We start from the raw sequence: 20,274 nt of genomic DNA, 5'->3' as shown, positions 1-20,274 counted from the left end.
CCTCAGTTGTGCACGGCGGCGGGGTGCGCCCCTGCCTGCGAGCGGAGTCTTGAGCGCCGTCGGGTGCGGGATCCGGGGGCCGATCGGGCCGTCCGGCTGACCGAGATGAACTCCGGCTCGCGGAACGAGCTCCGGCACGCGGATTCGCGGCGTTTCGACGAGCCGGAGGTGTGTCCGCGAGCCCGAGGTCGCACCGACGCCTTCCGGCACGCGGAACGAGCATCGTCACGCGGAATCGGCCCGTTTCCACGAGCCGGAGGTGCTGCCGCGAGCCCTCCGTCGCTCGGGCACGTTCCGGCACGCAGAAGCGGCTCAGGCTCGTGGACTCGCGGGATTCTCGCGAGTCGGAGGCGATTCCGCGAGCCGGACGTCGCTCGGGCACGACCTCCGGCACGCGGAACGAGCTCCGGCACGCGGATTCGCGGCGTTTCGACGAGCCGGAGGTGCTTCCGCGAGCCCGACGTCGCACCAACGCCTTCCGGCACGCAGAAACAGCTCCGGCTCGTGGAATCGCGCTGTTCCCGCGAGCCGGAGGCGATTCCGCGAGCCGGAGGTCGCGCCCGGGGTCAGAGCGCCGCCCGGAGGCCGTCGACCAGGTCGTGCTGCGCCTCGCGGCCCGCGCGGGTCGGCACCAGCGGGTACACGTGCAGCTGGCCGACCGCCTCGTGCAGCTCGAACGGCACTCCGGCCGCCGCCGCCTTCTCGGCGAGGACGTGCGCATCGGGGTTCAGGACGTCGCGGGTGCCGGTGTAGACGCTCAGCGGTCCGAGGCCGGCGAGGTCGCCGAAGAGCGGACTGACGATCGGGTCGAGCAGATCGAGCTCGCCGCGCCACTTCTCGGCGAGCACGCGGCCGCCCGGCGTGCCGAGCCACGGATCGCTCGGCTGCACCTCCGGGATGCGCGGATTGCTCCAGGAGAGATCGAGCGCGGGCGAGATCAGCGTGGTCGACGGCAGGACGACGCCCTCGTCGCGGAGGGCGAGGGCCGTCGACAGCGCGATCTGGCCGCCCGCGGAGTCCCCGGCGAGCGCCGTCGCGCCGTACCGGTCGAGGCTCCGGTGCACGAGCGCGCGGACGCCGCCGCGCGCCTCGAGGGCCGTGCCGAACGGGACGAGCGGGTAGATCGGCAGGGTGACCGCCGCAGAGGCCTCGTCCGCGATCCGCGCCGCCAGCCACCAGTGCTGCGGCGCGATCTCGTTGACCCAGCCACCGCCGTGCGCGTAGACGACCCCGCCGCGGATCCGCTGCGGGCGGATCGTGTAGACCGGCCAGCCGCCGACCTGCTCGACGTCGACGCGGACTCCGGGGCGCAGTCGCGGGGGCGGGCCGAAGCGGGCCGGCCGGAGGGCGTTCTCGCGGATCCGGCGGCGAGCACCGTCCGCGCTGACGAACGTGCGGTTGGCGCGGGCCAGGCGCAGGGCGAGCGGGACGAGGGCGTCGGGGACGGCGAGGGGCATGCCCCAGCATCTCCCGCGGGGATCAGCGGAGCCTGGGCGCTCCGGCGCGCGGCGGATGCGGGCGCGGCTCCCCTCGGCCAGGGTGGTGCGATGGACACTGCACCGCTGCTCACCTGGACCCTCGCGCAGGAGATCCCGGTCCCCGCCGACGTCGACTCCCTCCTGGTGGAGGGGGAGAAGGCGGTCGCCTCGTTCCGCACGCTCCGCGACTCCGCCACCTTCACCACGAAGCGGCTGATCGTCCGCGACGCCCAGGGACTGACCGGCAAGAAGGTGGAGATCTACTCGCTGCCGTACAGCTCGATCAACATGTGGTCGAGCGAGAACGCGGGCACGTTCGACCTCAACTCCGAGGTCGAGCTGTGGACGCGGGCCGGGCACATCAAGGTGAAGCTCGGGCGCGGAGCGGACATCCGCCGGCTCGACTCGCTGCTCGCCTGGGCGGTCCTGCACCAGCACTGAGGCGGCGGCGGTTTCGCGACCCCGGCGTGACCGGTGTCGTCTCCGGCACGTGGGATGACCGTCGGCACGCGGAAACCAGAAGATTCGGCGAGCCGGAGCTGATTGCGCGAGCCGGAAGTGGGACCCGTCACCTTCGGCACGGGGAACGGGCCTCGGCTCGCGGAGATCAGCGGATTCAGCGAGCCGGAGCTGATTGCGCGAGCCGGAGGTCGGACCCGTCACCTTCGGCACGGGGAACGGGCCTCGGCTCGCGGAGATCAGCGGATTCAGCGAGCCGGAGGTGATTGCGCGAGCCGGAAGTCGGGCGGGCCTCGAGAATCCGTGGGCGGTGCCGTGGCTCAGTCGCCGCCGCCGCCGCCTCCACCGTCCGAGCCGCCGCCGCCACCGCCGCCGTCGGAGCCTCCGCTGTTCGACGAATCGCCGGCCGGGGAGCCGCCGTCGGGGGAGCCGCCGTCGTCGGCACGGCCGTCGCGGGTGTCCGACCCGCTCGAGCTGCCGTCGCCCGTCGCGGCGGTCGAGCCGCCGTCCCGTGAGGCCGGGCGCGCTCCCGGTGCGCCTGCGCGCATCCGCAGGACGGTCGCGATGACCGATCCGACCACCGCGATGGCGACGACGAGGGCGACGAGTGCCGCGATCTGCTGGTTCTCCACGTCCGGCTCCTGACTGCGTGAGTGAATCCTCAGCTTCACCGTAGCGAGCGGGGCTGGGCGCGGGCGACGGGGCGGAGGCTGCGCAGAACATCAGTCAGGAGTGGTTCTCGTCGCCGATGGGCGATGAGGGACGCTCTCGGCTGATGTTCTGCCGAGCGGCCGGTCTCGATACGCCCCTGCGGGGCTACTCGACCAGCATGCAGAGGCCCCTGTGGGGCTGCTCGACCAGCATGACGGGACGCCGCCGCATCCTTGCGTTTCAGATCGAGCACCCTGGCGGTGTGGGGCTGTCCATGCTGATCGAGTAGCCCGCGCAGCGGGCGTATCGAGATCCACAAGCGTCAGAAGGGCGAGTCTGCAGACTTACCCTGCTGGTGACGGCGGGTCTCGATACGCCCCTCCGGGGCTACTCGACCAGCATGGTGGGCCGCCGCCGCGTCCTCTTCCCCTCGAGACGCGAAGCGGCTTCGCCGCTCGATACGCCCCTGCGGGGCTGCTCGACCAGCAGGGTGGGCCGACGCGGCCGCCCGCGCCGACCGCTACGGTGACCCCATGCCGAGACAGCCGACGATCCGCGACGTCGCGGTCAGCGCCGGAGTCTCGTACCAGACGGTCTCGCGCGTGCTCAACGACAGTCCTCAGGTCCGGCCGCGCACCCGCGACAAAGTGCTCGCGGCCATCGACGACCTCGGCTTCCGGCGCAGCGCCGCGGCTCGGGCGCTGGCGGCGGGCCGCTCCGGGCTGATCGGCATCCTCGCCGCCGAGAGCCACAGCTTCTACGGCACCGCCACGGCGATGGCCGCGATCGAGCAGGCCGCGCGCGACGCCGGCTACCGGGTGCCCGTGGTCAACGCGGCGCCCGACGCGGAGTCGCTGGCCGCCGCGCTCGAGCACCTGCAGCGCGAGGCGGTCGAGGCGATCGTCGTGCTCGCGCCGCAGGAGCGCGCGCTCGAGGCGATCGAGAGCCTCGCGATCCGCGTGCCGTTCGTCACCCTCGGCGCGGCGGGGCGCGGGGCCGACCCGCGGCTCCTCGTCGACCAGGCTGCGGGTGCGCGGCTCGCCGCCGAGCACCTCCTCGCGCTCGGCCACACCCGGATCGCCCACCTGGCCGGCCCGCAGCACTGGGTGGAGGCGCACGCCCGACTCGACGGGTTCACCGCGCGGATGGCGGAGGCGGGGCTGGAGCCGGCCGCGCTCATCGGCGGCGACTGGACGGCGGAGTCCGGCTATCGGGCGGGACTGCGGCTGCTCGACGAGGTCGCCGACCTCACCGCGGTCGTCGCCGGGAACGACCAGATGGCGCTCGGGCTGCTGCACGCCTGCGCGGACCGCGGCGTGCGCGTGCCCGAGGACCTGAGTGTCGTCGGCTTCGACGACGTGCCCGAGGCCGCGCACTACCGACCGCCGCTGACGACGATCCGGCAGGACTTCGCCGAGGTCGGCCGCCGCACGATCGGCGTGGTGCTGGCGGAGCTGCGCGGCGAGCCGGCCGCCGTCGACCGGCCGGTGCCGCCGGTGCTGGTGGAGCGGGACTCGACGCGGGCGGTCTGAGGCGGGGGTCCGGCGACGCCGGGTCTCGATACGCGCCCTGCGGGCGCTACTCGACCAGCATGAAGACGGTGGATCTCGATACGCGCCCTGCGGGCGCTACTCGATCAGCATGAGCAGGACGCAGGGCAGAGCGCGCGATCGAGAATCGCGTGCCAGCGATTCGAGACAGCGCGACGCGACCCGCTCCTCGTGACGCACCACGCGCCCGGCCGACCGCGCTGAGCCGCGCGGGGAGCGGCTCAGAAGGAGGCACAGCTTGCCGTCCGCAAGACACTTCGCCTACGCTGGCCCGTGGCTTTGTGAACGGTCACATGGCCCTCAGCGAGGAGTGCAATGGACCAGCGACGGCCCCCCGCCGAGGCGATCACGAGCGGCGCGACCGCCCTCGGGATCGAGCTCGGCTCCACCCGCATCAAGGCCTGCCTCGTCGACGCGGCCGATCCCTCCGTGGTCCTCGCGGTCGGCAGCCACGAGTGGGAGAACCAGCTCGTCGACCGCCGCTGGACGTACTCGCTCGACGCCGTGCACGAGGGGCTCCAGGCCGCCTACGCCGACCTCGTCGCCGACGCCGAGAAGCGCCACGGCGCCCGCCTCACCACGGTCGGCGCGCTCGGCGTCTCCGCGATGATGCACGGCTACCTCGCCTTCGACGCGGACGACGAGCTGCTCGTCCCGTTCCGCACCTGGCGCAACACCAGCACCGGCCCGGCGTCGGCCGAGCTGACCGAGCTGTTCGGCGCGAACATCCCGCTGCGCTGGTCGCTCGCGCACCTGCACCAGGCGGTCCTCGACTCCGAGCCGCACGTCGAGAGGATCGACTTCCTCACCACCCTCGCCGGCTACGTGCACTGGCGCCTCACCGGCGAGAAGGTCCTCGGAGTCGGCGACGCCTCCGGCATGGTCCCCACCGACCCGGCGACCCGCGACTACGACGAGACCGTCCTCGAGCGCTACGACGCCCGCGTCGCCGGCGCCCTGCCGCCGCTGCGCGAGCTCCTGCCCGCCGTCCTCCCCGCGGGAGCTGCGGCCGGCGAGCTCACCGCCGAGGGCGCGCTGCTGCTCGACCCGACCGGTGCGCTCCAGGCCGGCGTCCCGTTCTGCCCGCCCGAGGGCGACGCCGGCACCGGCATGGTCGCCACCAACTCCGTCGCCCCGCGCACCGGCAACGTCAGCGCCGGCACGAGCATCTTCGCGATGGTCGTCCTGGAGAGCCCGCTCGAGAGCGTGCACCACGAACTCGACCTGGTCGCCACTCCGGCCGGCGACCTCGTCGCGATGGTGCACTGCAACAACGGCGCGAGCGAGCTCGCCACCTGGGTCGGCCTGTTCTCGCGGTTCGCCGCGGCCTCGGGCGGCCCCTCCGACAGCGACGCCGTCTACGGCACCCTCTTCGCGGAGGCGCTCGCCGGCGAGGCCGACGCGGGCGGGCTCCTCGCCTACAACCACCTCGCGGGCGAGCCGATCGCCGGACTCGTCGAGGGCCGCCCGCTCGTGGTGCGCACCCCCGACTCCCGCCTCACGCTGGCCAACTTCATGCGCGCGCAGCTCTACGGCGTGTTCGGCACGCTCGCGCTCGGCATGCGCGTGCTGGCCGGCGAGGGCGTCGTGATCGACGAGATGTTCGCGCACGGCGGCATGTTCCGCACGGCCGGAGTCGCCCAGCGCTTCCTCGCCGGTGCGCTCGACGCCCCCGTCTCGGTCGCCGCGACCGCCTCCGAGGGCGGGCCCTGGGGCATGGCGGTGCTCGCCGCCTTCCGCCTGCAGGAGGGGACGACCCTCGACTCCTACCTGACCGAGCAGGTCTTCGGCGACGCCGGCTTCGAGACGGTGGCGCCCGACAGCGCCGACGTCGCCGGCTTCACCGCCTACCTCGAGCGCTACCGCGCCGGCCTCGCCGTCGAGCAGACGGCCGTCGACACCCTCACCACGCAAGGAGACACCGCATGACCGACAGCACCACCGCTGCGCCCACCGGGTTCGGCCCCGAGGTCGAGGCGGCGATCGCCCGCGTCCGCGAGGACGTCGCCCGCCTGCACGCCGAGCTCGTCCGCTACGGCCTCGTCATCTGGACCGGCGGCAACATCTCCGGCCGCGTGCCCGGCGCCGACCTCTTCGTGATCAAGCCGAGCGGCGTCTCCTACGACGACCTCGCGCCCGAGAACATGATCCTCTGCGACCTCGACGGCACCGTCGTGCCGGGCAGCCTCGGGTCCGAGCGCAGCCCGTCCAGCGACACCGCGGCGCACGCCTACGTCTACCGCGAGATGCCCGAGGTCGGCGGCCAGGTGCACACGCACTCCACCTACGCCACCGCCTGGGCGGCCCGCGCCGAGGCGATCCCGTGTGTCATCACGGCGATGGCGGACGAATTCGGCGGCGAGATCCCGCTCGGCCCGTTCGCGATCATCGGCGACGACTCGATCGGCCGCGGCGTCGTCTCGACGCTCACCGGGCACCGCTCGCGCGCCGTCCTGATGCAGAACCACGGCGTCTTCACCATCGGCAAGGACGCGAAGGACGCCGTCAAGGCCGCGGTGATGACGGAGGACGTCGCCCGCACCGTGCACATCGCGCGCCAGGGCGGCGAGCTCGTCCCCATCCCGCAGGAGTCGATCGACGCCCTGTTCGACCGCTACCAGAACGTCTACGGACAGAACCCCACCGGAGCACTCGCATGACCCTGCCCAGCACCCCTCGATCCGGGAGCATCATCCCCGACCTCGCGACCCGCACCGTCTGGTTCCTCACCGGCAGCCAGGACCTCTACGGCGAGGACACCCTCCGCCAGGTCGCCGAGCAGTCGCAGGCCGTCGTCGCGCAGCTGAACGAGTCCAGCGACATCCCCGTCACCGTCGAGTGGAAGCCGGTGCTGAAGAGCTCCGACGCGATCCGCCGCACGATGATCGAGGCGAACTCCGACGACTCCGTCGTGGGCGTCATCACCTGGATGCACACCTTCAGCCCCTCGAAGATGTGGATCCACGGCTTCGACGCGCTCGCCAAGCCGCTGCTGCACTTCCACACCCAGGCGAACGTCGCCCTGCCGTGGCAGGACATCGACTTCGACTTCATGAACCTCAACCAGGCCGCCCACGGCGACCGCGAGCACGGCTACATCCTCAGCCGGATGAGCGTGCCGCGGAAGACGGTCGTCGGCCACGCGAGCGACTCCCGGGTCACCGAGTCGATCGGCATCTGGTCGCGCGCCGCGGCCGGCTGGTCGGCCTCGCAGAGCATGAAGGTCGCCCGCTTCGGCGACAACATGCGCAACGTCGCCGTCACCGAGGGCGACAAGACCGAGGCCGAGATCCGCCTCGGCGTCAGCGTCAACACCTGGGGCGTGAACGAGCTCGTCGAGCGCGTGGACGCCGCGACGGACGCCGACATCGACGCGCTGGTCGCGGAGTACGTCGAGAGCTACGACGTGCTGCCCGAGCTGCTCCCCGGCGGCGAGCGCCACGAGTCGCTCCGCTACGGCGCGGCGGTCGAGATCGGCCTGCGCTCGTTCCTGGAGGAGGGCGGCTTCGAGGCGTTCACCGACAGCTTCGAGGACCTCGGCGGGCTGCGTCAGCTCCCGGGCCTCGCCGTGCAGCGCCTGATGGCCGACGGCTACGGCTTCGGCGGCGAGGGCGACTGGAAGACCGCCGTCCTCATCCGCATCGCCGCGGTGATGGGCGCCGGCCTGCCCGGCGGCACCAGCCTGATGGAGGACTACACCTACGACATGACACCAGGCGAGGAGCTCATCCTCGGCGCGCACATGCTCGAGGTGTCGCCGTCGCTGTCGTCGAAGCGCGCGTCGCTCGAGATCCACCCGCTGGGAATCGGCGGCCGTGAGGACCCGGTGCGCCTGGTCTTCACCGCCGACGCCGGCGACGCGGTCGTCGTCGCGCTGAGCGACGTGCGCGAGCGCTTCCGCCTGGTCGCGAACAAGGTGACGACCGTCGAGCCGCCGCAGACGCTGCCGCACCTGCCGGTCGGCCGCGCCGTCTGGCAGCCCGCCCCCGACTTCGGCACCAGCGCCGCGGCCTGGATCACGGCCGGCGCCGCGCACCACACCGTCATGACGACGCAGATCGGCCTGGAGGCGTGGGAGGACTTCGCCCGCATCGCCGGCGTCGAGCTCCTCGTCATCGACGAGTCGACCACCCTCCGCGGCTTCGAGGCCGACATCCGCTCGAACGCGGCGTACTACCGCCTGGCGCAGGGGCTGTAGGGACACTGCACGACCGACGGCCGGCTCCCCGCGGGGGGCCGGCCGTTCGTGTGTCTGCGGGGGGGGTCGCCTGGTCGGCGGAGGTCCCCCTCGCATGCTGGTCGAGTAGCCCTGCAGGGGCGTATCGAGACCCGACGTCGTCGAGAGGGCGGGTCTGCCGGCCTCGTGTCGTGATGACGGTGGATCTCGATACGCCGGCTGCGCCGACTACTCGATCAGCATGAAGGACCCGCTGCGCGGGCTGCTCCGTCCGCAGGGAGCCTGCGGCGCTGCACAACATCAGCTGAGAAGGGGTGGCCTCCGCTGTCAGGCGACGCCCCCCGCTCTCAGCTGATGTTGTGCGGACCCTTGCTGGTCGAGTAGACGCGGAGCGGCGTATCGAGACCCCGCGTCGCCGCCACGGCGGGACTGCAGGCGCCCGGTCAGAGGCCGTCGCCGTCGAACCAGTCGTTCTGCCAGCGCCAGTCGATGGGGTCGCCGGCGCGCTGGTAGCGGATGTCGGTGGAGAGGCGGAGGCGGCGGTCGGACGCGACATTGTCGAGCGAGGCGTGGACGATGAAGGGCGAGTGGATCAGGACGTCGCCGGCCCGCATGTCGGCGGCGAGCCAGCGGGCGTCGTGCTCGTCGGCGAGAGCCGGGAGGTCGGCCGTCAGCGAGCGGGGGCGGCCGAGGAGGCCGGTGCGCTCGAGCTCCTCGACGCGGAGGTGCGAGCCCTCCAGGTAGACGAGCGGCCCGTTCTCGATCGGCGTGTCTCCGATCGGGATCCAGAGCGACAGCAGGTTGCGGGTGCCCTCGCGGAGGTAGACGAGGTCGTAGTGCGCCTGGGTCGCCGTGCCGATGCCCTTCTGGCCGGGGCGGACCTGCCGGAGGATCTTCCTCCGGTGCAGGTGGATCTCGTCGGCCAGCAGCGTGCGCATCATTGCGAGGATCGCGGGCTGGCGGCAGAACGCGGCGTACTCCCGGCTCGGGACGAGAAAGGAGAAGAGGATGTCGCGGAAGCGGGCGAGGTCCAGATCCGCGCCGTCGTCGCGACCGGAGTCCCAGGCGTCCTCGTCCGCGAAGAGGCCGGTCGGAGCGAGGGCCCTGCAGTACCAGCGGCGGAAGTCGAGCACGGTCTCGCGGTCGAGCAGCCCGCGGACGAGCAGGTAGCCGTCGCGGCGGAGGCGCCGCCAGAGCGCGTCGCCGTCGGCGAGCTCCTCCTCCGGGACCTCGTCGAGCGGACCCCAGCGCTCCGGCGCCGTGCTCAGTGCGTAGCCGTTGGACGTCGGCATCGACGGCCTCCCTGCGATCGGATCGTGCGGACCGTCCGCACTTCTGTCACCATCGTGACGCCCGCCGATCCCCGTCACCAGGGACCGACGCCACCAGGAGGAGGACTTTTGCACCCCGCGCCGAGCGCTCGCTACCGGACCCCCGACACGTCGACGGGGCTCGGTCTGTACGTCTTCGGGGCCGGGCGGCGCGCGGGGGTCTCCTCCCCCGTGCGGCAGCGGGTCCTGCCGGAGAGCGCGGTGGTCCTGATCGCGGAGGGCCGGGGCGAGTTCCGGGTGGGAGGTGAGACCAGCGCCGTCGAGGCGGGCGATGCGCTGTGGGTGCCGGCGGGGGTCGAGCACTCCTACCGGTCCGCGGCGAGCGGCTGGACCGAGCACTGGGTGCTGCTCGCCGGCACCGCGCTCGAGCACCTCGTGGCCGAGGGGCTGCTGCCGCGCGGCGCCGGAGTGCTGCACGTGCGCGGGGGCGACGCCTCGCACCTGTTCGCCGCGGTCCTCGACGCGCTCGAGGACACCGGTGCCGCCTCCGTCGCACAGAGCAGCGCGCGGGCCCTGCTGCTCCTGCTGCGGCTGTCGGAGTCGCGGGACCGGAGCCGCTTCGACCGCCGGATCGAGCGGATCGCTCTCTCCGGCGCGGGCGTCGAGGATGCGGCGAGGGAGCTCGGGCTGTCGCTGCGCGCCCTGCGGGCCCGGACGGAGGAGCGGACCGGCGCCTCGCCGATCGAGCTGTTCCTGCGGATCCGCGTCGACGAGGCGAAGGCCCTGCTCTCGGAGGGCGACCTACCGGTGTCGGCCGTCGCTCGCGCCGTGGGCTACGAGGACCCGGGCTACTTCACCCGCGTCTTCCGCGCGCGGGTGGGGGTCACGCCGAGCGAGTTCCGGAGCCGGCACCGGCGCTGACGGCGCGGCGGGGCGCCGCGCGGTGGATCTCGAGACGCCCGCTGCGCGGGCTACTCGATCAGCATGAAGGGCCTGCGGCGCTGCGCAACATCAGCTGAGAAGGGGTGGCCTCCTCTGTCAGGCGAGGGGCCCTGCTCTCAGCTGATGTTGTGCGGACCCCTTTGCTGGTCGAGTAGCCGCGGAGCGGCGTATCGAGACCCGACGTGGTCAGCTCGGCGGGGCTGCAGACCGAGGTCTCGGTGACGGTGGATCTCGATACGCCCGCTTCGCGGGCTACTCGATCAGCATGGAGTGGCCCGCTCAGCGGGCTACTCGATCAGCAGGGGAAGGGGAGCGCGGCGCCAGCCGCTCGATGACGGCGCCGGCCGGTCAGTCGGCGGCGCCGCGCCGCTCAGCGGGAGGTGGAGAAGGCCGCGTCGAAGGCGTCGGCCGGGGGCGTGATCGCATTGAGCTTGCGGACGAAGGCGAGGGCCTCGGGGGCGCCGTCGAGGCGATCCATGCCGGCGTCCTCCCACTCGACGCTGGTCGGGCCGGTGTAGCCGATCGCGTTGAGGGCGCGGAAGACGGGCTCCCACGGGACGGCGCCGTGGCCGGTCGAGACGAAGGTCCAGCCGCGGCGCGGGTTGGCCCAGGGCAGGTGCGAGCCGAGGACGCCGTTGCGGCCGTCGAGGTTGGCGATCGACTCCTTCACGTGCACGTGGAAGATGTGCTCCGCGAAGTCGAGGATGAACGCGACGCTGTCGAGCTGCTGCCAGACGAAGTGCGACGGGTCGAAGTTGAAGCCGAAGGACGTCCGGTGGCCGATCGCCTCGAGGGTGCGCTTCGCGGTCCAGTAGTCGTAGGCGATCTCGCTCGGGTGCACTTCGAGGCCGTAGCGGACGCCGACCTCCTCGAAGACGTCGAGGATCGGGTTGAAGCGGTCGGCGAAGTCCTGGTAGCCGGCGGCGATCCACTCGTCGGACGCGGGCGGGAACATCGCCACGCCCTTCCAGATCGACGAGCCGGAGAAGCCGTTGACCTGCTTCACGCCGAGCGCGGCGGCGAAGCGGGCGGTGTCCTTGAGGTCCTGCGCGGCCCGCTGGCGGACGCCCTCGGGGTCGCCGTCGCCCCAGACGCGGTCGCTGAGGATGTCGCGGTGGCGCGCGTCGATCGGGTCGTCGCAGACGGCCTGGCCGGTGAGGTGGTTCGAGATCGCGAAGACCTGGAGGCCGTTCTTCTCGAGGATGTCCTTCCGGCTCTGCACGTACGCCGCGTCGTCCCAGCGGGCGACGTCGATGTGGTCGCCCCAGCAGGCGATCTCGAGGCCGTCGTAGCCCCACTCGCCGGCGAGACGGGCCACCTCCTCGAACGGGAGGTCTGCCCACTGGCCGGTGAAGAGGGTGATCGGTCGCGTCATCGCGGAGTCCTTACTCTCGACTCCCGTGCGCCGTCGCACCGGGAGAGGTAATTTGAAGTTCCAGGCAACATATCAGGCGCTCCCTCGAGCCCGAAAGGAACCGATCATCTCCTCGATCGACAGCGCATCGTCGCGCACCGACCTCCTCGTCACCGCCACCGCCGCTCCCACCTGGGAGGAGGGGCTGATCGCCGGCAGCGGCCGCGTCGGCGCCGTCGTCCACGGGCCGGCCGACGCGCTCACCGTGTCCCTGGCGCACGAGCGGTACTTCCTGCCCGTCAACGCGCGGCCCGCCGCGCCCGATCTCGCCGGAGTGCGGGACGAGCTGCGCAGTGCCCTGCTGGCCGGCGACGCCGAGGCGGCGAGCGAGGCGCTGCTCCGCGGCGCGCGCTCCAGCGGCTACGACGGCGGCCTGATCTGGACCGATCCGCTCGGGATCTGCGCGACCGTCTCGATCCTCACGGCCGGAGGCGTCGCCTCGAGCCGCCGCCTGATCGACCCGCGGCTGGGCGAGGTCGCGGTCGAGTGGACCGACCTCGACGGCGGGCGGCACGCGGTGCGGCTGCTCGCCCCGCACGGCGGCGAGAGCGTCCGGCTGTGCGTGGAGTCCGACCGCTACGGCGAGAGCGTCGTCGAGCTCGGGCTGGGCGCGGGCGACGCGACCTCGTTCGACACCGGGGTTCCGGACGCGTCGGCGGTCGTCGAGGCGAGCGTCGAGGGCGGGGCGGTCGGGCGGCTCGTCGCTCTGGCCGGCACCGGCAGCGCGGAGACCGGGGGCGAGCGCATCCGCGCGGTCGTGACCGCCGCCACCGGGGCGCCGTGGGAGGTCGACGGAGGCATCACCCGCTCCGTCGCGCCCGTCGCGGGCGGCGCTCCCCGGCTCCTCCGCCTCGACCTCTCGCTCTCGGACGAGGAGCCGATCGCGGACGACCTGTCGTGGACCGACCTGCGCGCGGCGCAGCGCGACGGCCACGGCCGCCTCGTCGGCGCCTCCGCGCTCGACCTGGCCGGCGCCTCCTCCGCCGTGCTCACCGAGGACCTCTGGGACGAGGCGCGCGCCGGCGACGAGGGTGCGCGCCGCCGCGTCGTCGAGCTCGCGTACCTCAGCGGCCGGGCGAACATCGTCGCCTCGACCGGCGAGCTGCCGCCGACGCTGCAGGGCGTCTGGCAGGGCACCTGGCGGCCGGCCTGGTCCGCCGACTACACGCTCAACGGCAACGTGCAGAACGGAGCGATGGCGGGGATGATCCCGACCGGCACGCCCGAGCTGGCGCTGTCGATCCTGGAGCTGGTGCTGCCGCACCTCGACGACTACCGCGAGAACGCGCGCCTCGTCTACGGAGCGGAGGGGATGCTGCTGCCGTCGCGGATGTCGACGCACGGCCGCGCGGACCACTTCGCGGCCAGCTACCCGCACCTGTTCTGGACCGGCTGCGGCGGCTGGGTGCTGCGCCTCGCCGCCGACGCCGTCGCCGCGACGGGTGACCGCGGCATCGTCGACGACCGGCTGTGGGAGCTGGCGGAGGGCGTGCTCCGCTTCGCCGAGACCGGCACGACCGTGGTCGACGGGGTCCGGCGGATCGTGCCCTCCTACTCCCCCGAGAACACGCCGGGCGGGGCGCGCTCGCCGCTGGCGGTCGACGCGACGATCGACGTCGCAGTGCTGCGGGACGCCGCCCGGGCGACCGCGCTGCTCGGACGGGCCCGCGGCGACGACTCGCTCGACGAGCGCTGGGCCCGCGTGGTCGCCGAGCTGCCGGAGTACCGCGTGGCGGAGGACGGCACGCTGGCGGAGTGGATCGACCCGCGATTCCCGGAGGAGATCGCGCACCGGCACGCCTCGCAGCTGTACCCGCTCTGGTACGGGGGCGATGCGGCCTTCGAGGGGGACGGTCCGGCGGCCGTGCGGCTGCGAGCGGCCGCGGCGGCGACGGTGGCCGCGAAGATCGCGTGGCGAGCCGAGGCGCCGACCGCTCCCCCGGGGCGGATGGAGATGGCGTTCGGGCTGGTGCAGGTCGGCACGGCGGCCGCGGCGCTGGGCGATGCGGAGTCGGCGCTGACCTGCGCGGAGTGGCTCGCGGTCGAGCACTGGTCGCCGACGCTGACGACCCAGCACGACGCGGGGCGCATCTTCAACCTCGACGCGAGCGGCGGGCTGCCGGGACTGGTCGCGGCGATGCTGCTCGGCTCGGACGACGAGTCGCTGACGGTGCTGCCGGCGCTGCCCTCGGTGTGGGCGCGCGGTGCGGTGACGGGGCTCCGGGCGCGCGGCGGGATCGTGGTGGACCGGCTGGAGTGGTCGCCGGGGCGCGCGTCGCTGACGGTGCGCCGGGTGCCGGGTGCGGAGTGGCTGGCGCCGGCGGGCGGGACGCGGCTGCGGACGCTCCGCGACGCGGTGCTGCGGGTCGACGGGCGCGAGGTGTCGGGCGGGCTGGCGCTCGGCACGGAGCCGGTACGCGTGGACGTGGAGTGGCGCGACTGAGGGTGCTGGGTGACCTCCGGCTCGCGGAACGCGCCTGGGCACGCTGAACCGGGCGGATCCGGCGAGCCGGACGCGGAACCGCGAGCCGGAGGTCCCCCGGAGGTCCGCCGGAGTGACCTCCGGCACGTGGAACATGCTTGGGCACGCAGGAACTAGCGGATCCGGCGAGCCGGACGCAGAACCGCGAGTCGAAGGTCCACCGGGGGAACCTCCGGCACGCGGAACACGCCTCGGCACGCCGAAACAGGCGGATCCAACGAGCCGGACGCGGAACCGCGAGCCGAAGGTCGAGCCGGAGTTCAGCCGGGATGACGTCCGGCACGCAGAACACGCCCCGGCACGTGAGAACTGGCGGATCCAGCGAGCCGAACGTGATTCCGCGAGCCGGACGTGCCTGCCGGCCGCCGCCCGCCGTCAGGCGTCCGGCCGCCCGTAGCGGTCGTAGATGCGGTTGCGCGCCGCCAGCTCGGCCGGCGGGAGGCGCTGGGCGTCGGCGATCTCGTAGACGCCGAAGGTGTCGCGCAGGCGGGAGGACGGGTCGACCTCGACGAAGGTGCACCAGGGCAGCCAGTGGTGGTGGCTGCGCAGCGTCTGGCTCGCGAAGTCGCCGCTCTCGTGGCCGAGGCCGGGCATCGCGTAGCCGATGCTGCCGTCGACGTCGGTCGACTGCCGGGTGTTGCGGTGCAGGAACTCCGCGACGTCGCGGTAGTGGTCGTCGCCGGTGATCAGGGACAGCCGGTAGTAGCTGTAGGAGCAGGCCGCCAGGTACACGTCCGCCCCGCCGCCGAGGGTGATGATGCTCTGGCCGCTGATCGAGTACCGGTTGAACGGATGCGCCCAAGGCGCGACCACCGGGAAGGACCACGCGTAGGTCCAGGTCTCGGTGTAGTCGGCGGCGCGGACGGCGCCCTCCAGCCAGCGGTGCTCCTCGGTCAGGTCGTAGAGGGCGAGGAAGCCGAACAGGCCGTAGATGCCGGCCTCCTTGTCCTGGATGTCGGCGTTGTCGCAGGTGCCGCCGCGGTACTCCAGCGTCCGGTGGATGTTCGCGAACGACCACTCCCCGGCCCGCACGGCGGACTCGCGGTAGCGCGCCTCCCCCGTCACCAGGTGCAGCTGGATCAGGAAGCGGATGACGCTCGGGGTGTTCGAGCGCGAGTCCATCCGCACCGAGCCGTCGGCGTTGTAGGCGCGGTGGAAGCTGCCGTCGGCGTCCTGCACCTCGAGCAGCCAGTCGGCGGTCCGCCGGCAGAACTCGAGCCAGAGCGGCCGCTCGTCGCCGAGGCCGCGCAGGTGCAGGTAGGCGTCGAGGATCGCCTCGACGCCGTCGGCGAGCATCCGCAGGTAGTGCGGGTACGGCTCGAAGCCGCCGAGGGAGGGGTTGAAGCACATCCGCGGCGGGCCGGACTCGGGCAGCGCGGTCCGCGCCCAGAAGTCGACGATGCCGACGCCCTGCTCGAACGCCTCGGGCACGCCCTCGCGGTCGCCGTAGCGCAGCAGCTGGTAGCCGATGCCGGGCTGCTGCCCGACGAAGCCGAACTGGAACGAGACGCTCGAGACGTCGAGGTCCGGCAGCTGGCAGGCGAACGGCAGGCCCCAGGAGTCGCCGTAGCGGCGGGTGAGGCGCTGCAGGATCGCCATGCCGTGGTGGAAGTGCCGCTCGTTGTCGACCTCGAACAGGTCGTCGCGCAGGCGCGCGTAGGCGCTGCGCCAGGTGGCGCGCATCATCGTCGCGAAGTCGTCGTGGCGGCCGAGATCGACGGCCACGGCGTAGCGCTGGCGGAAGCCGACCTCGACCGGGTGGTTGACCCGCTGCAGGGACTTCGGTGCCGCGTCGTAGTCGAGCCCGGAGTAGGGGTTGTCGACCGGGCGCTCGCCGTCGGCGCCGGGGTAGACGTAGTCGATCGACAGGCCGGCCGGCTTCTCGTCGAGCGGCGTCCGCACGCCGAAGCCGTAGTAGAGGTAGTTCAGCGTGGTGCCCTGCGGGCGGCTCAGGCCGATCGAGCCGACGGTGCACTCCGGGTCGGTGAAGTTCTCCGAGCGCACCACGTCCAGGCGCGGCAGCGTCACGTCAGCCGCCCAGCGCGAGAGCGCCACGGTCTCACCGGTGGCGAGGCTCTGCGCGGCGAACAGCGGCAGCGCGTAGTGGGTCTCGGTGCGCCAGAAGTACTCGCTGCCGGGGTCGCGGCCCATCGCGTCGGCCGGGCCGAAGGCGTTGTCGCGGTACCAGGCGCCGGGCGCGAAGCACTCGTAGTCGCGGAGGTCGTCGGACCCGGTCAGCCCGAGCGAGATCGCCGTCGAGAAGCCGAGGTCGCCGCCGGCCGCGAGCACCTCGACCTCGCGGTGCACGGAGAAGCCCGCGCCCGCGACGCGCCAGACGTCGGTGACGGCGAAGGACGAGCCCGAGCGCACGGTGATCGTGCCGGTGGCGGTGAGCGCTCCGCCGGCGATCGAGACGTCGTCGTAGGGCGCGCCGGAGTACTCGCTGATCGCGGTGACGGTCTTGACCGTGACGCGCAGCGGGCGGTCGTTGGCGTAGAGGACGTGCTCGCCCGCGAGCACCTCGAGGCCGCCCGCGCGGGCGCGCAGGGTGTAGTCGCCGGAGCGGAGTTCCACGGTGGATCCTTCCTGAAGGGTCATGTCAGTGCTTCTCGTCGTGCGTGCGGAGGTCGGCCGCGGGCGCGTCCGCCGGCCCCGGCTCGTCCTCGAGCCGCCGCGCCCCCGGATCGAAGCGCCGCGAGCCAGGCCGGAACAGCAGCGCCACTCCGCCCTCGACGAGCGCCGCGACGAGCAGCAGGATCGCGAACGGGATCAGCGAGATCTCGGCCCACGCGCCCATCACCGGCATCACCAGTCCGGCCGCCGTGAAGCTGACCGTGCCGAGGATCGCCGTGACGCTGCCCGCCTCACTCGACGGGCCCTGGAGCGAGAGGTACTGCACCGGCGCGAAGCCGAGCGAGCGCCCGGCGAGCGCGAAGGTCAGCGCGCCGACGACGACGAGCAGCGGCTGCGTGCCGGTGAGGGCGAGCACCGCGACCACGACGGCGCCGAGGCCCGTGACGATCGCCGACGCGAACATCGCAAACCGGGGCCCGAACCGCGGCACGATCACCCGGCCGGTCGTCTGCCCGACCGCGATCGTCACGAGCGAGGTGACCAGGAACAGCAGCCCGTAGAGGTCCGGCCCCACCGCGTAGACGTTGGTGTAGAGGAACGGCGCGGTGGCCAGGTAGGCGAAGCCGACCGACCAGCCCGCGGCGGAGGCGGCGGCGAGCGCCAGCACCCGCGGCCGCCGGAGCATCCCGAACGAGTTCCGCAGCGACGGGCCGAGTCCGCCCTGGTGCCGCCGCTCGCGGGGCAGCGTCTCGGGCAGCACCAGCAGCGCGATCACGGTGGCGAGCGCTCCCCAGGCGGCGACCGCGAGGAAGGAGCCGCGCCAGTCGATCACCTTGGTCAGCTGCGCGCCGACCGAGGGCACCAGGATCGGGAAGACCGAGACGATGACGGCGAGGTTCGCGAGCATCGTCACGAGCCGCTTGCCGCTGTAGAGGTCGCGGACGATCGCGGTGACGACGACTCCGGCCGCGGTGCAGGCGGCGCCCTGGACGAAGCGGGCCGAGAGCAGCACCGCGGTGTCCGAGGTCAGCGCTGCGACGAGGCTCGCCGCGATGTGCAGCGCCGCCGAGACGCCGAGCGGCCACTTGCGGCCGACCGCGTCGCTGAGCGGACCCGAGATCAGCTGGCCGGCGGCGAAGCCGAAGGTCGCGCCGGTGACCACCAGCTGGGCGGTCGCGACCGAGACGCCGAGATCGTCCTGCAGCGTCGGCAGGAAGGGCAGCACCAGGTCGATGGTGAGCGGCCCGAAGCCGACCAGCATCGCGAAGATCGGCAGCAGCAGCCGGACGCGGGGCATCGCCCGGGTGGCGGAGGCGGTGGTGGCGGAGGCGGTCATGAGCGCGGAGCGCAGGTCACGGAGGGGGTCCTGTCCATCAGCTCCCGGCCGAGACCGGGAAGTAGAGCGAGAAGGGTTCGTCGACGACCTCGTGCAGAGGCCGGAAGCGGATCGCGGCGGGCTGACCGAGGGTGCGGTAGCCGCGGAGCCACTGGGTCCACTGCCGCTCGTCGTCGGGGGCGAGCAGCGCGGGGGCGTCCTCGAGGCGGCCGCGGAGGCTCACCTCGCGGTCGACGAGGCCGGCCAGCACGACCGGCCCCTCGACGAACGCGACGGTGCCGGGCTCGTCCGGGATCGGCACGGCGCGGATCTCGGTGCCGAAGGCGAGGTCGACGCCGGTGCGGCCGCCGGGGTGCGTCAGCAGGAGCGCGCCGTCGAGGCGCTCGACCCGCGCGGTGTCGCCCGCGACGCCCGGCTCGCCGATGGTCCACTCCGGCACCCGGATCCGCACCTGCAGCGCGACCCCCTCCGCCGACTCCACCGACACCCGGATCCGCGAGGCGGAGGGCCGGTGCGCGTCGCCCGCGTCCCCCGCGTTCGCGTCGGGGCCCACGTAGCCGGCGTTGTCGAGCACCTCGACCCGGACCACCGCCTCGCCCGCGGCGGTCGCCACGCGGACGCTCGCGTCGACGTGCTGCGCGATCGTCAGCTCGGCGTCGCCGCCGCGGTAGAAGACCAGCCCGGAGTGCCGGGTGTGCGCCTGCACCAGCGTGCCGTGGCAGCACCAGAAGTCCTCGGTCGGGCTGCCCCAGTCCTTCCGGGCGCCGCCCTCCAGCGGGAGGAAGTAGGCGACCATCCCGGTCCTCGGGTTCTGCTGGGCGAGCAGGCCGTTCCAGAGGTTCCGCTCGATGTAGTCGGCGTAGGCGAGCTCGCCGGTCCAGCGCAGCAGCACGTCGGCCAGCCGGATCATGTTGTAGACCGTGCAGTGCTCCTGCGTCTTCTCGCCGCGGCGGGCGGCGAACTCGAACGGCGGCGTCCAGATCTCGCCGGAGGTCTGGCCGCCGGTGCAGAAGGTGCCGCGGCGGACGACCGCCTGCTCCCAGTAGGCCTCGACGATCCGCCGCCAGCGCTCGTCGCCGGTGACCTCGTAGGCGCGGGCGGCCCCGAGCACCTCGGGGATCGTGGTGTTGGCGTGCTTGTTGGTGAGCACGTCGCGGCCCGCGAGCAAGCCCTCGAAGAGCGAGCGGCGGTCGTAGCGCTCCAGCAGCTCGGCGTAGACGGGGTCGCCGGTGATCGCGAGGAGGTCGGCCCAGACCTCGAGCATGCCGCCGGTCTCGACCTCGAGGATCTCCTGGAACGCGTCGTCGTCGAAGGCGCGGACCCACTCCAGCAGCGGGGTCGTGGCGGCCCGGGCCATCCGCAGCGCCCGCTCGTCGCCGAGGTCGAGGTGCAGGTCGACGAGGCCCATCAGCAGCTTGTGCATCGCGTACTGCGGCGCCCAGATCGGGCGGCCGCTCGCGAGGCGGTCGAGGTAGCCGCGCGGAATCGCCCAGATCCAGCCGCCGCCGTTCTCCTCCTGGCAGCGCTCGAGACCGTCGAGCACCGAGCCGATCCGGGCGCGGAGCAGCGGATCGCCGGTGACGGCGACCTCGCGCGCCGCGGCCGAGAGCCAGTGGCCGAGGAAGTGGCCGCGCAGCTGCGAGCCGGGCGTCTCCCAGCCCCAGTGCCGGTCGAGTCCGCGGGCCTCGCGCGAGTCCTGCGAGGGGTGCAGGTGCCAGCCCTGGTCGCCGATCCCGGCCTCGATGCGGAAGTTCTGCAGCAGCCCCTCGTCGCTCAGCGAGAGCAGGTAGTCGCGGTTGAGCCGCCGCCGCGCGTCGAGCACTCCGCGCTCCAGGCGGGACTCGTGCGGGGCCGGGCGGGTCAGCGGCATGGATGCTCCTCGGCGGTGAGTGATCGGGGTGGGCGGATCGAAGCGGGGTGGATCTGCAGTGAGCGGGACG

14 protein-coding genes are annotated in these 20,274 nt (G+C 73.2%); 7 read left to right on the top strand and 7 right to left on the bottom strand.

Features of this window, described 5'->3' with window-relative positions:
* Positions 1-566: 566 nt before the first annotated feature.
* Positions 567-1,457, bottom strand: coding sequence for an alpha/beta hydrolase fold domain-containing protein (locus tag EDF36_RS08410; RefSeq protein WP_123732652.1), 891 nt, complete (start codon positions 1,455-1,457; stop codon positions 567-569).
* Positions 1,458-1,547: 90 nt separating this feature from the next.
* Here EDF36_RS08410 and EDF36_RS08405 point away from each other — a divergent pair, with 90 nt between their 5' ends.
* Positions 1,548-1,919, top strand: coding sequence for a PH domain-containing protein (locus EDF36_RS08405; RefSeq protein WP_123446854.1), 372 nt, complete (start codon positions 1,548-1,550; stop codon positions 1,917-1,919).
* 338 nt (positions 1,920-2,257) lie between these two features.
* On the opposite strand, the gene EDF36_RS08400 is transcribed toward EDF36_RS08405, so the two are convergent.
* Positions 2,258-2,569: a hypothetical protein gene (locus tag EDF36_RS08400; protein WP_123732651.1), complete on the bottom strand. Its 312-nt coding sequence runs from the start codon at positions 2,567-2,569 to the stop codon at positions 2,258-2,260.
* Positions 2,570-3,121: 552 nt separating this feature from the next.
* Here EDF36_RS08400 and EDF36_RS08390 point away from each other — a divergent pair.
* The 4 genes from EDF36_RS08390 to araA all read left to right on the top strand — a co-directional run bounded on the left by EDF36_RS08390 (position 3,122) and on the right by araA (position 8,336).
* Entirely contained in the window at positions 3,122-4,120 is a 999-nt protein-coding gene (locus EDF36_RS08390; RefSeq protein WP_123732649.1) for a substrate-binding domain-containing protein, read from the top strand.
* Positions 4,121-4,453: 333 nt separating this feature from the next.
* Entirely contained in the window at positions 4,454-6,067 is a 1,614-nt protein-coding gene (locus EDF36_RS08385; protein ID WP_123732648.1) for a xylulokinase, read from the top strand.
* Positions 6,064-6,798 (top strand): L-ribulose-5-phosphate 4-epimerase, encoded by a 735-nt coding sequence (locus EDF36_RS08380; protein WP_123732647.1) that lies wholly within the window; start codon positions 6,064-6,066, stop codon positions 6,796-6,798. The genes EDF36_RS08385 and EDF36_RS08380 overlap by 4 nt, the downstream gene beginning before the upstream one ends.
* Complete coding sequence (gene araA, locus EDF36_RS08375) at positions 6,795-8,336, top strand: L-arabinose isomerase (protein WP_123732646.1); 1,542 nt, start codon at positions 6,795-6,797, stop codon at positions 8,334-8,336. The genes EDF36_RS08380 and araA overlap by 4 nt, the downstream gene beginning before the upstream one ends.
* Before the next feature lie 422 nt (positions 8,337-8,758).
* Here araA and EDF36_RS08370 read toward each other — a convergent pair whose 3' ends face one another.
* A complete protein-coding gene (locus EDF36_RS08370; RefSeq protein WP_123732645.1) occupies positions 8,759-9,607 on the bottom strand; it encodes a phytanoyl-CoA dioxygenase family protein in 849 nt (282 codons plus the stop codon).
* 108 nt (positions 9,608-9,715) lie between these two features.
* Between EDF36_RS08370 and EDF36_RS21210 the strand changes: the two genes are divergently transcribed.
* Positions 9,716-10,507 carry an AraC family transcriptional regulator gene (locus EDF36_RS21210; protein ID WP_185020413.1) on the top strand — a complete coding sequence of 264 codons (792 nt, stop codon included), beginning with the start codon at positions 9,716-9,718 and terminating at the stop codon, positions 10,505-10,507.
* Between the two features lie 391 nt (positions 10,508-10,898).
* Here the strand turns inward: EDF36_RS21210 and EDF36_RS08360 are convergent, their stop codons facing one another.
* Positions 10,899-11,903 (bottom strand): sugar phosphate isomerase/epimerase, encoded by a 1,005-nt coding sequence (locus EDF36_RS08360; protein ID WP_123732644.1) that lies wholly within the window; start codon positions 11,901-11,903, stop codon positions 10,899-10,901.
* 25 nt (positions 11,904-11,928) lie between these two features.
* Between EDF36_RS08360 and EDF36_RS08355 the strand changes: the two genes are divergently transcribed.
* On the top strand, positions 11,929-14,385 hold the full coding sequence (locus EDF36_RS08355; protein WP_148059999.1) for a glycosyl hydrolase family 95 catalytic domain-containing protein: 2,457 nt from the start codon (positions 11,929-11,931) through the stop codon (positions 14,383-14,385).
* Between the two features lie 414 nt (positions 14,386-14,799).
* On the opposite strand, the gene EDF36_RS08350 is transcribed toward EDF36_RS08355, so the two are convergent.
* From EDF36_RS08350 to EDF36_RS08340, 3 genes are read right to left on the bottom strand one after another with little or no spacing between them, the layout of a single operon-like run.
* Complete coding sequence (locus EDF36_RS08350) at positions 14,800-16,998, bottom strand: hypothetical protein (protein WP_123732642.1); 2,199 nt, start codon at positions 16,996-16,998, stop codon at positions 14,800-14,802.
* A 25-nt stretch (positions 16,999-17,023) separates the two neighbouring features.
* Positions 17,024-18,334 (bottom strand): multidrug effflux MFS transporter, encoded by a 1,311-nt coding sequence (locus tag EDF36_RS08345; protein WP_123732641.1) that lies wholly within the window; start codon positions 18,332-18,334, stop codon positions 17,024-17,026.
* A 37-nt stretch (positions 18,335-18,371) separates the two neighbouring features.
* Positions 18,372-20,204 carry a beta-L-arabinofuranosidase domain-containing protein gene (locus EDF36_RS08340; protein WP_123732640.1) on the bottom strand — a complete coding sequence of 611 codons (1,833 nt, stop codon included), beginning with the start codon at positions 20,202-20,204 and terminating at the stop codon, positions 18,372-18,374.
* Positions 20,205-20,274 lie beyond the last annotated feature (70 nt).

This window comes from Rathayibacter sp. PhB152 (assembly GCF_003751395.1).
Taxonomy (GTDB): Bacteria; Actinomycetota; Actinomycetes; order Actinomycetales; family Microbacteriaceae; genus Rathayibacter; species Rathayibacter festucae.
Note: the sequence above shows the minus strand (reverse complement) of the source record. Positions and strands in the feature narration are given on the sequence as shown.

What these genes read in the sequence shown, in the direction of transcription:
- EDF36_RS08370 (WP_123732645.1), bottom strand. Translation starts at nt 9,607, where the DNA reads ATGCCGACGTCCAACGGCTACGCACTGAGCACGGCGCCGGAGCGCTGG.
- EDF36_RS08345 (WP_123732641.1), bottom strand. Translation starts at nt 18,334, where the DNA reads ATGACCGCCTCCGCCACCACCGCCTCCGCCACCCGGGCGATGCCCCGC.
- EDF36_RS08380 (WP_123732647.1), top strand. Translation starts at nt 6,064, where the DNA reads ATGACCGACAGCACCACCGCTGCGCCCACCGGGTTCGGCCCCGAGGTC.
- EDF36_RS08340 (WP_123732640.1), bottom strand. Translation starts at nt 20,204, where the DNA reads ATGCCGCTGACCCGCCCGGCCCCGCACGAGTCCCGCCTGGAGCGCGGA.
- araA (WP_123732646.1), top strand. Translation starts at nt 6,795, where the DNA reads ATGACCCTGCCCAGCACCCCTCGATCCGGGAGCATCATCCCCGACCTC.
- EDF36_RS08385 (WP_123732648.1), top strand. Translation starts at nt 4,454, where the DNA reads ATGGACCAGCGACGGCCCCCCGCCGAGGCGATCACGAGCGGCGCGACC.
- EDF36_RS08410 (WP_123732652.1), bottom strand. Translation starts at nt 1,457, where the DNA reads ATGCCCCTCGCCGTCCCCGACGCCCTCGTCCCGCTCGCCCTGCGCCTG.
- EDF36_RS08390 (WP_123732649.1), top strand. Translation starts at nt 3,122, where the DNA reads ATGCCGAGACAGCCGACGATCCGCGACGTCGCGGTCAGCGCCGGAGTC.
- EDF36_RS08405 (WP_123446854.1), top strand. Translation starts at nt 1,548, where the DNA reads ATGGACACTGCACCGCTGCTCACCTGGACCCTCGCGCAGGAGATCCCG.
- EDF36_RS08360 (WP_123732644.1), bottom strand. Translation starts at nt 11,903, where the DNA reads ATGACGCGACCGATCACCCTCTTCACCGGCCAGTGGGCAGACCTCCCG.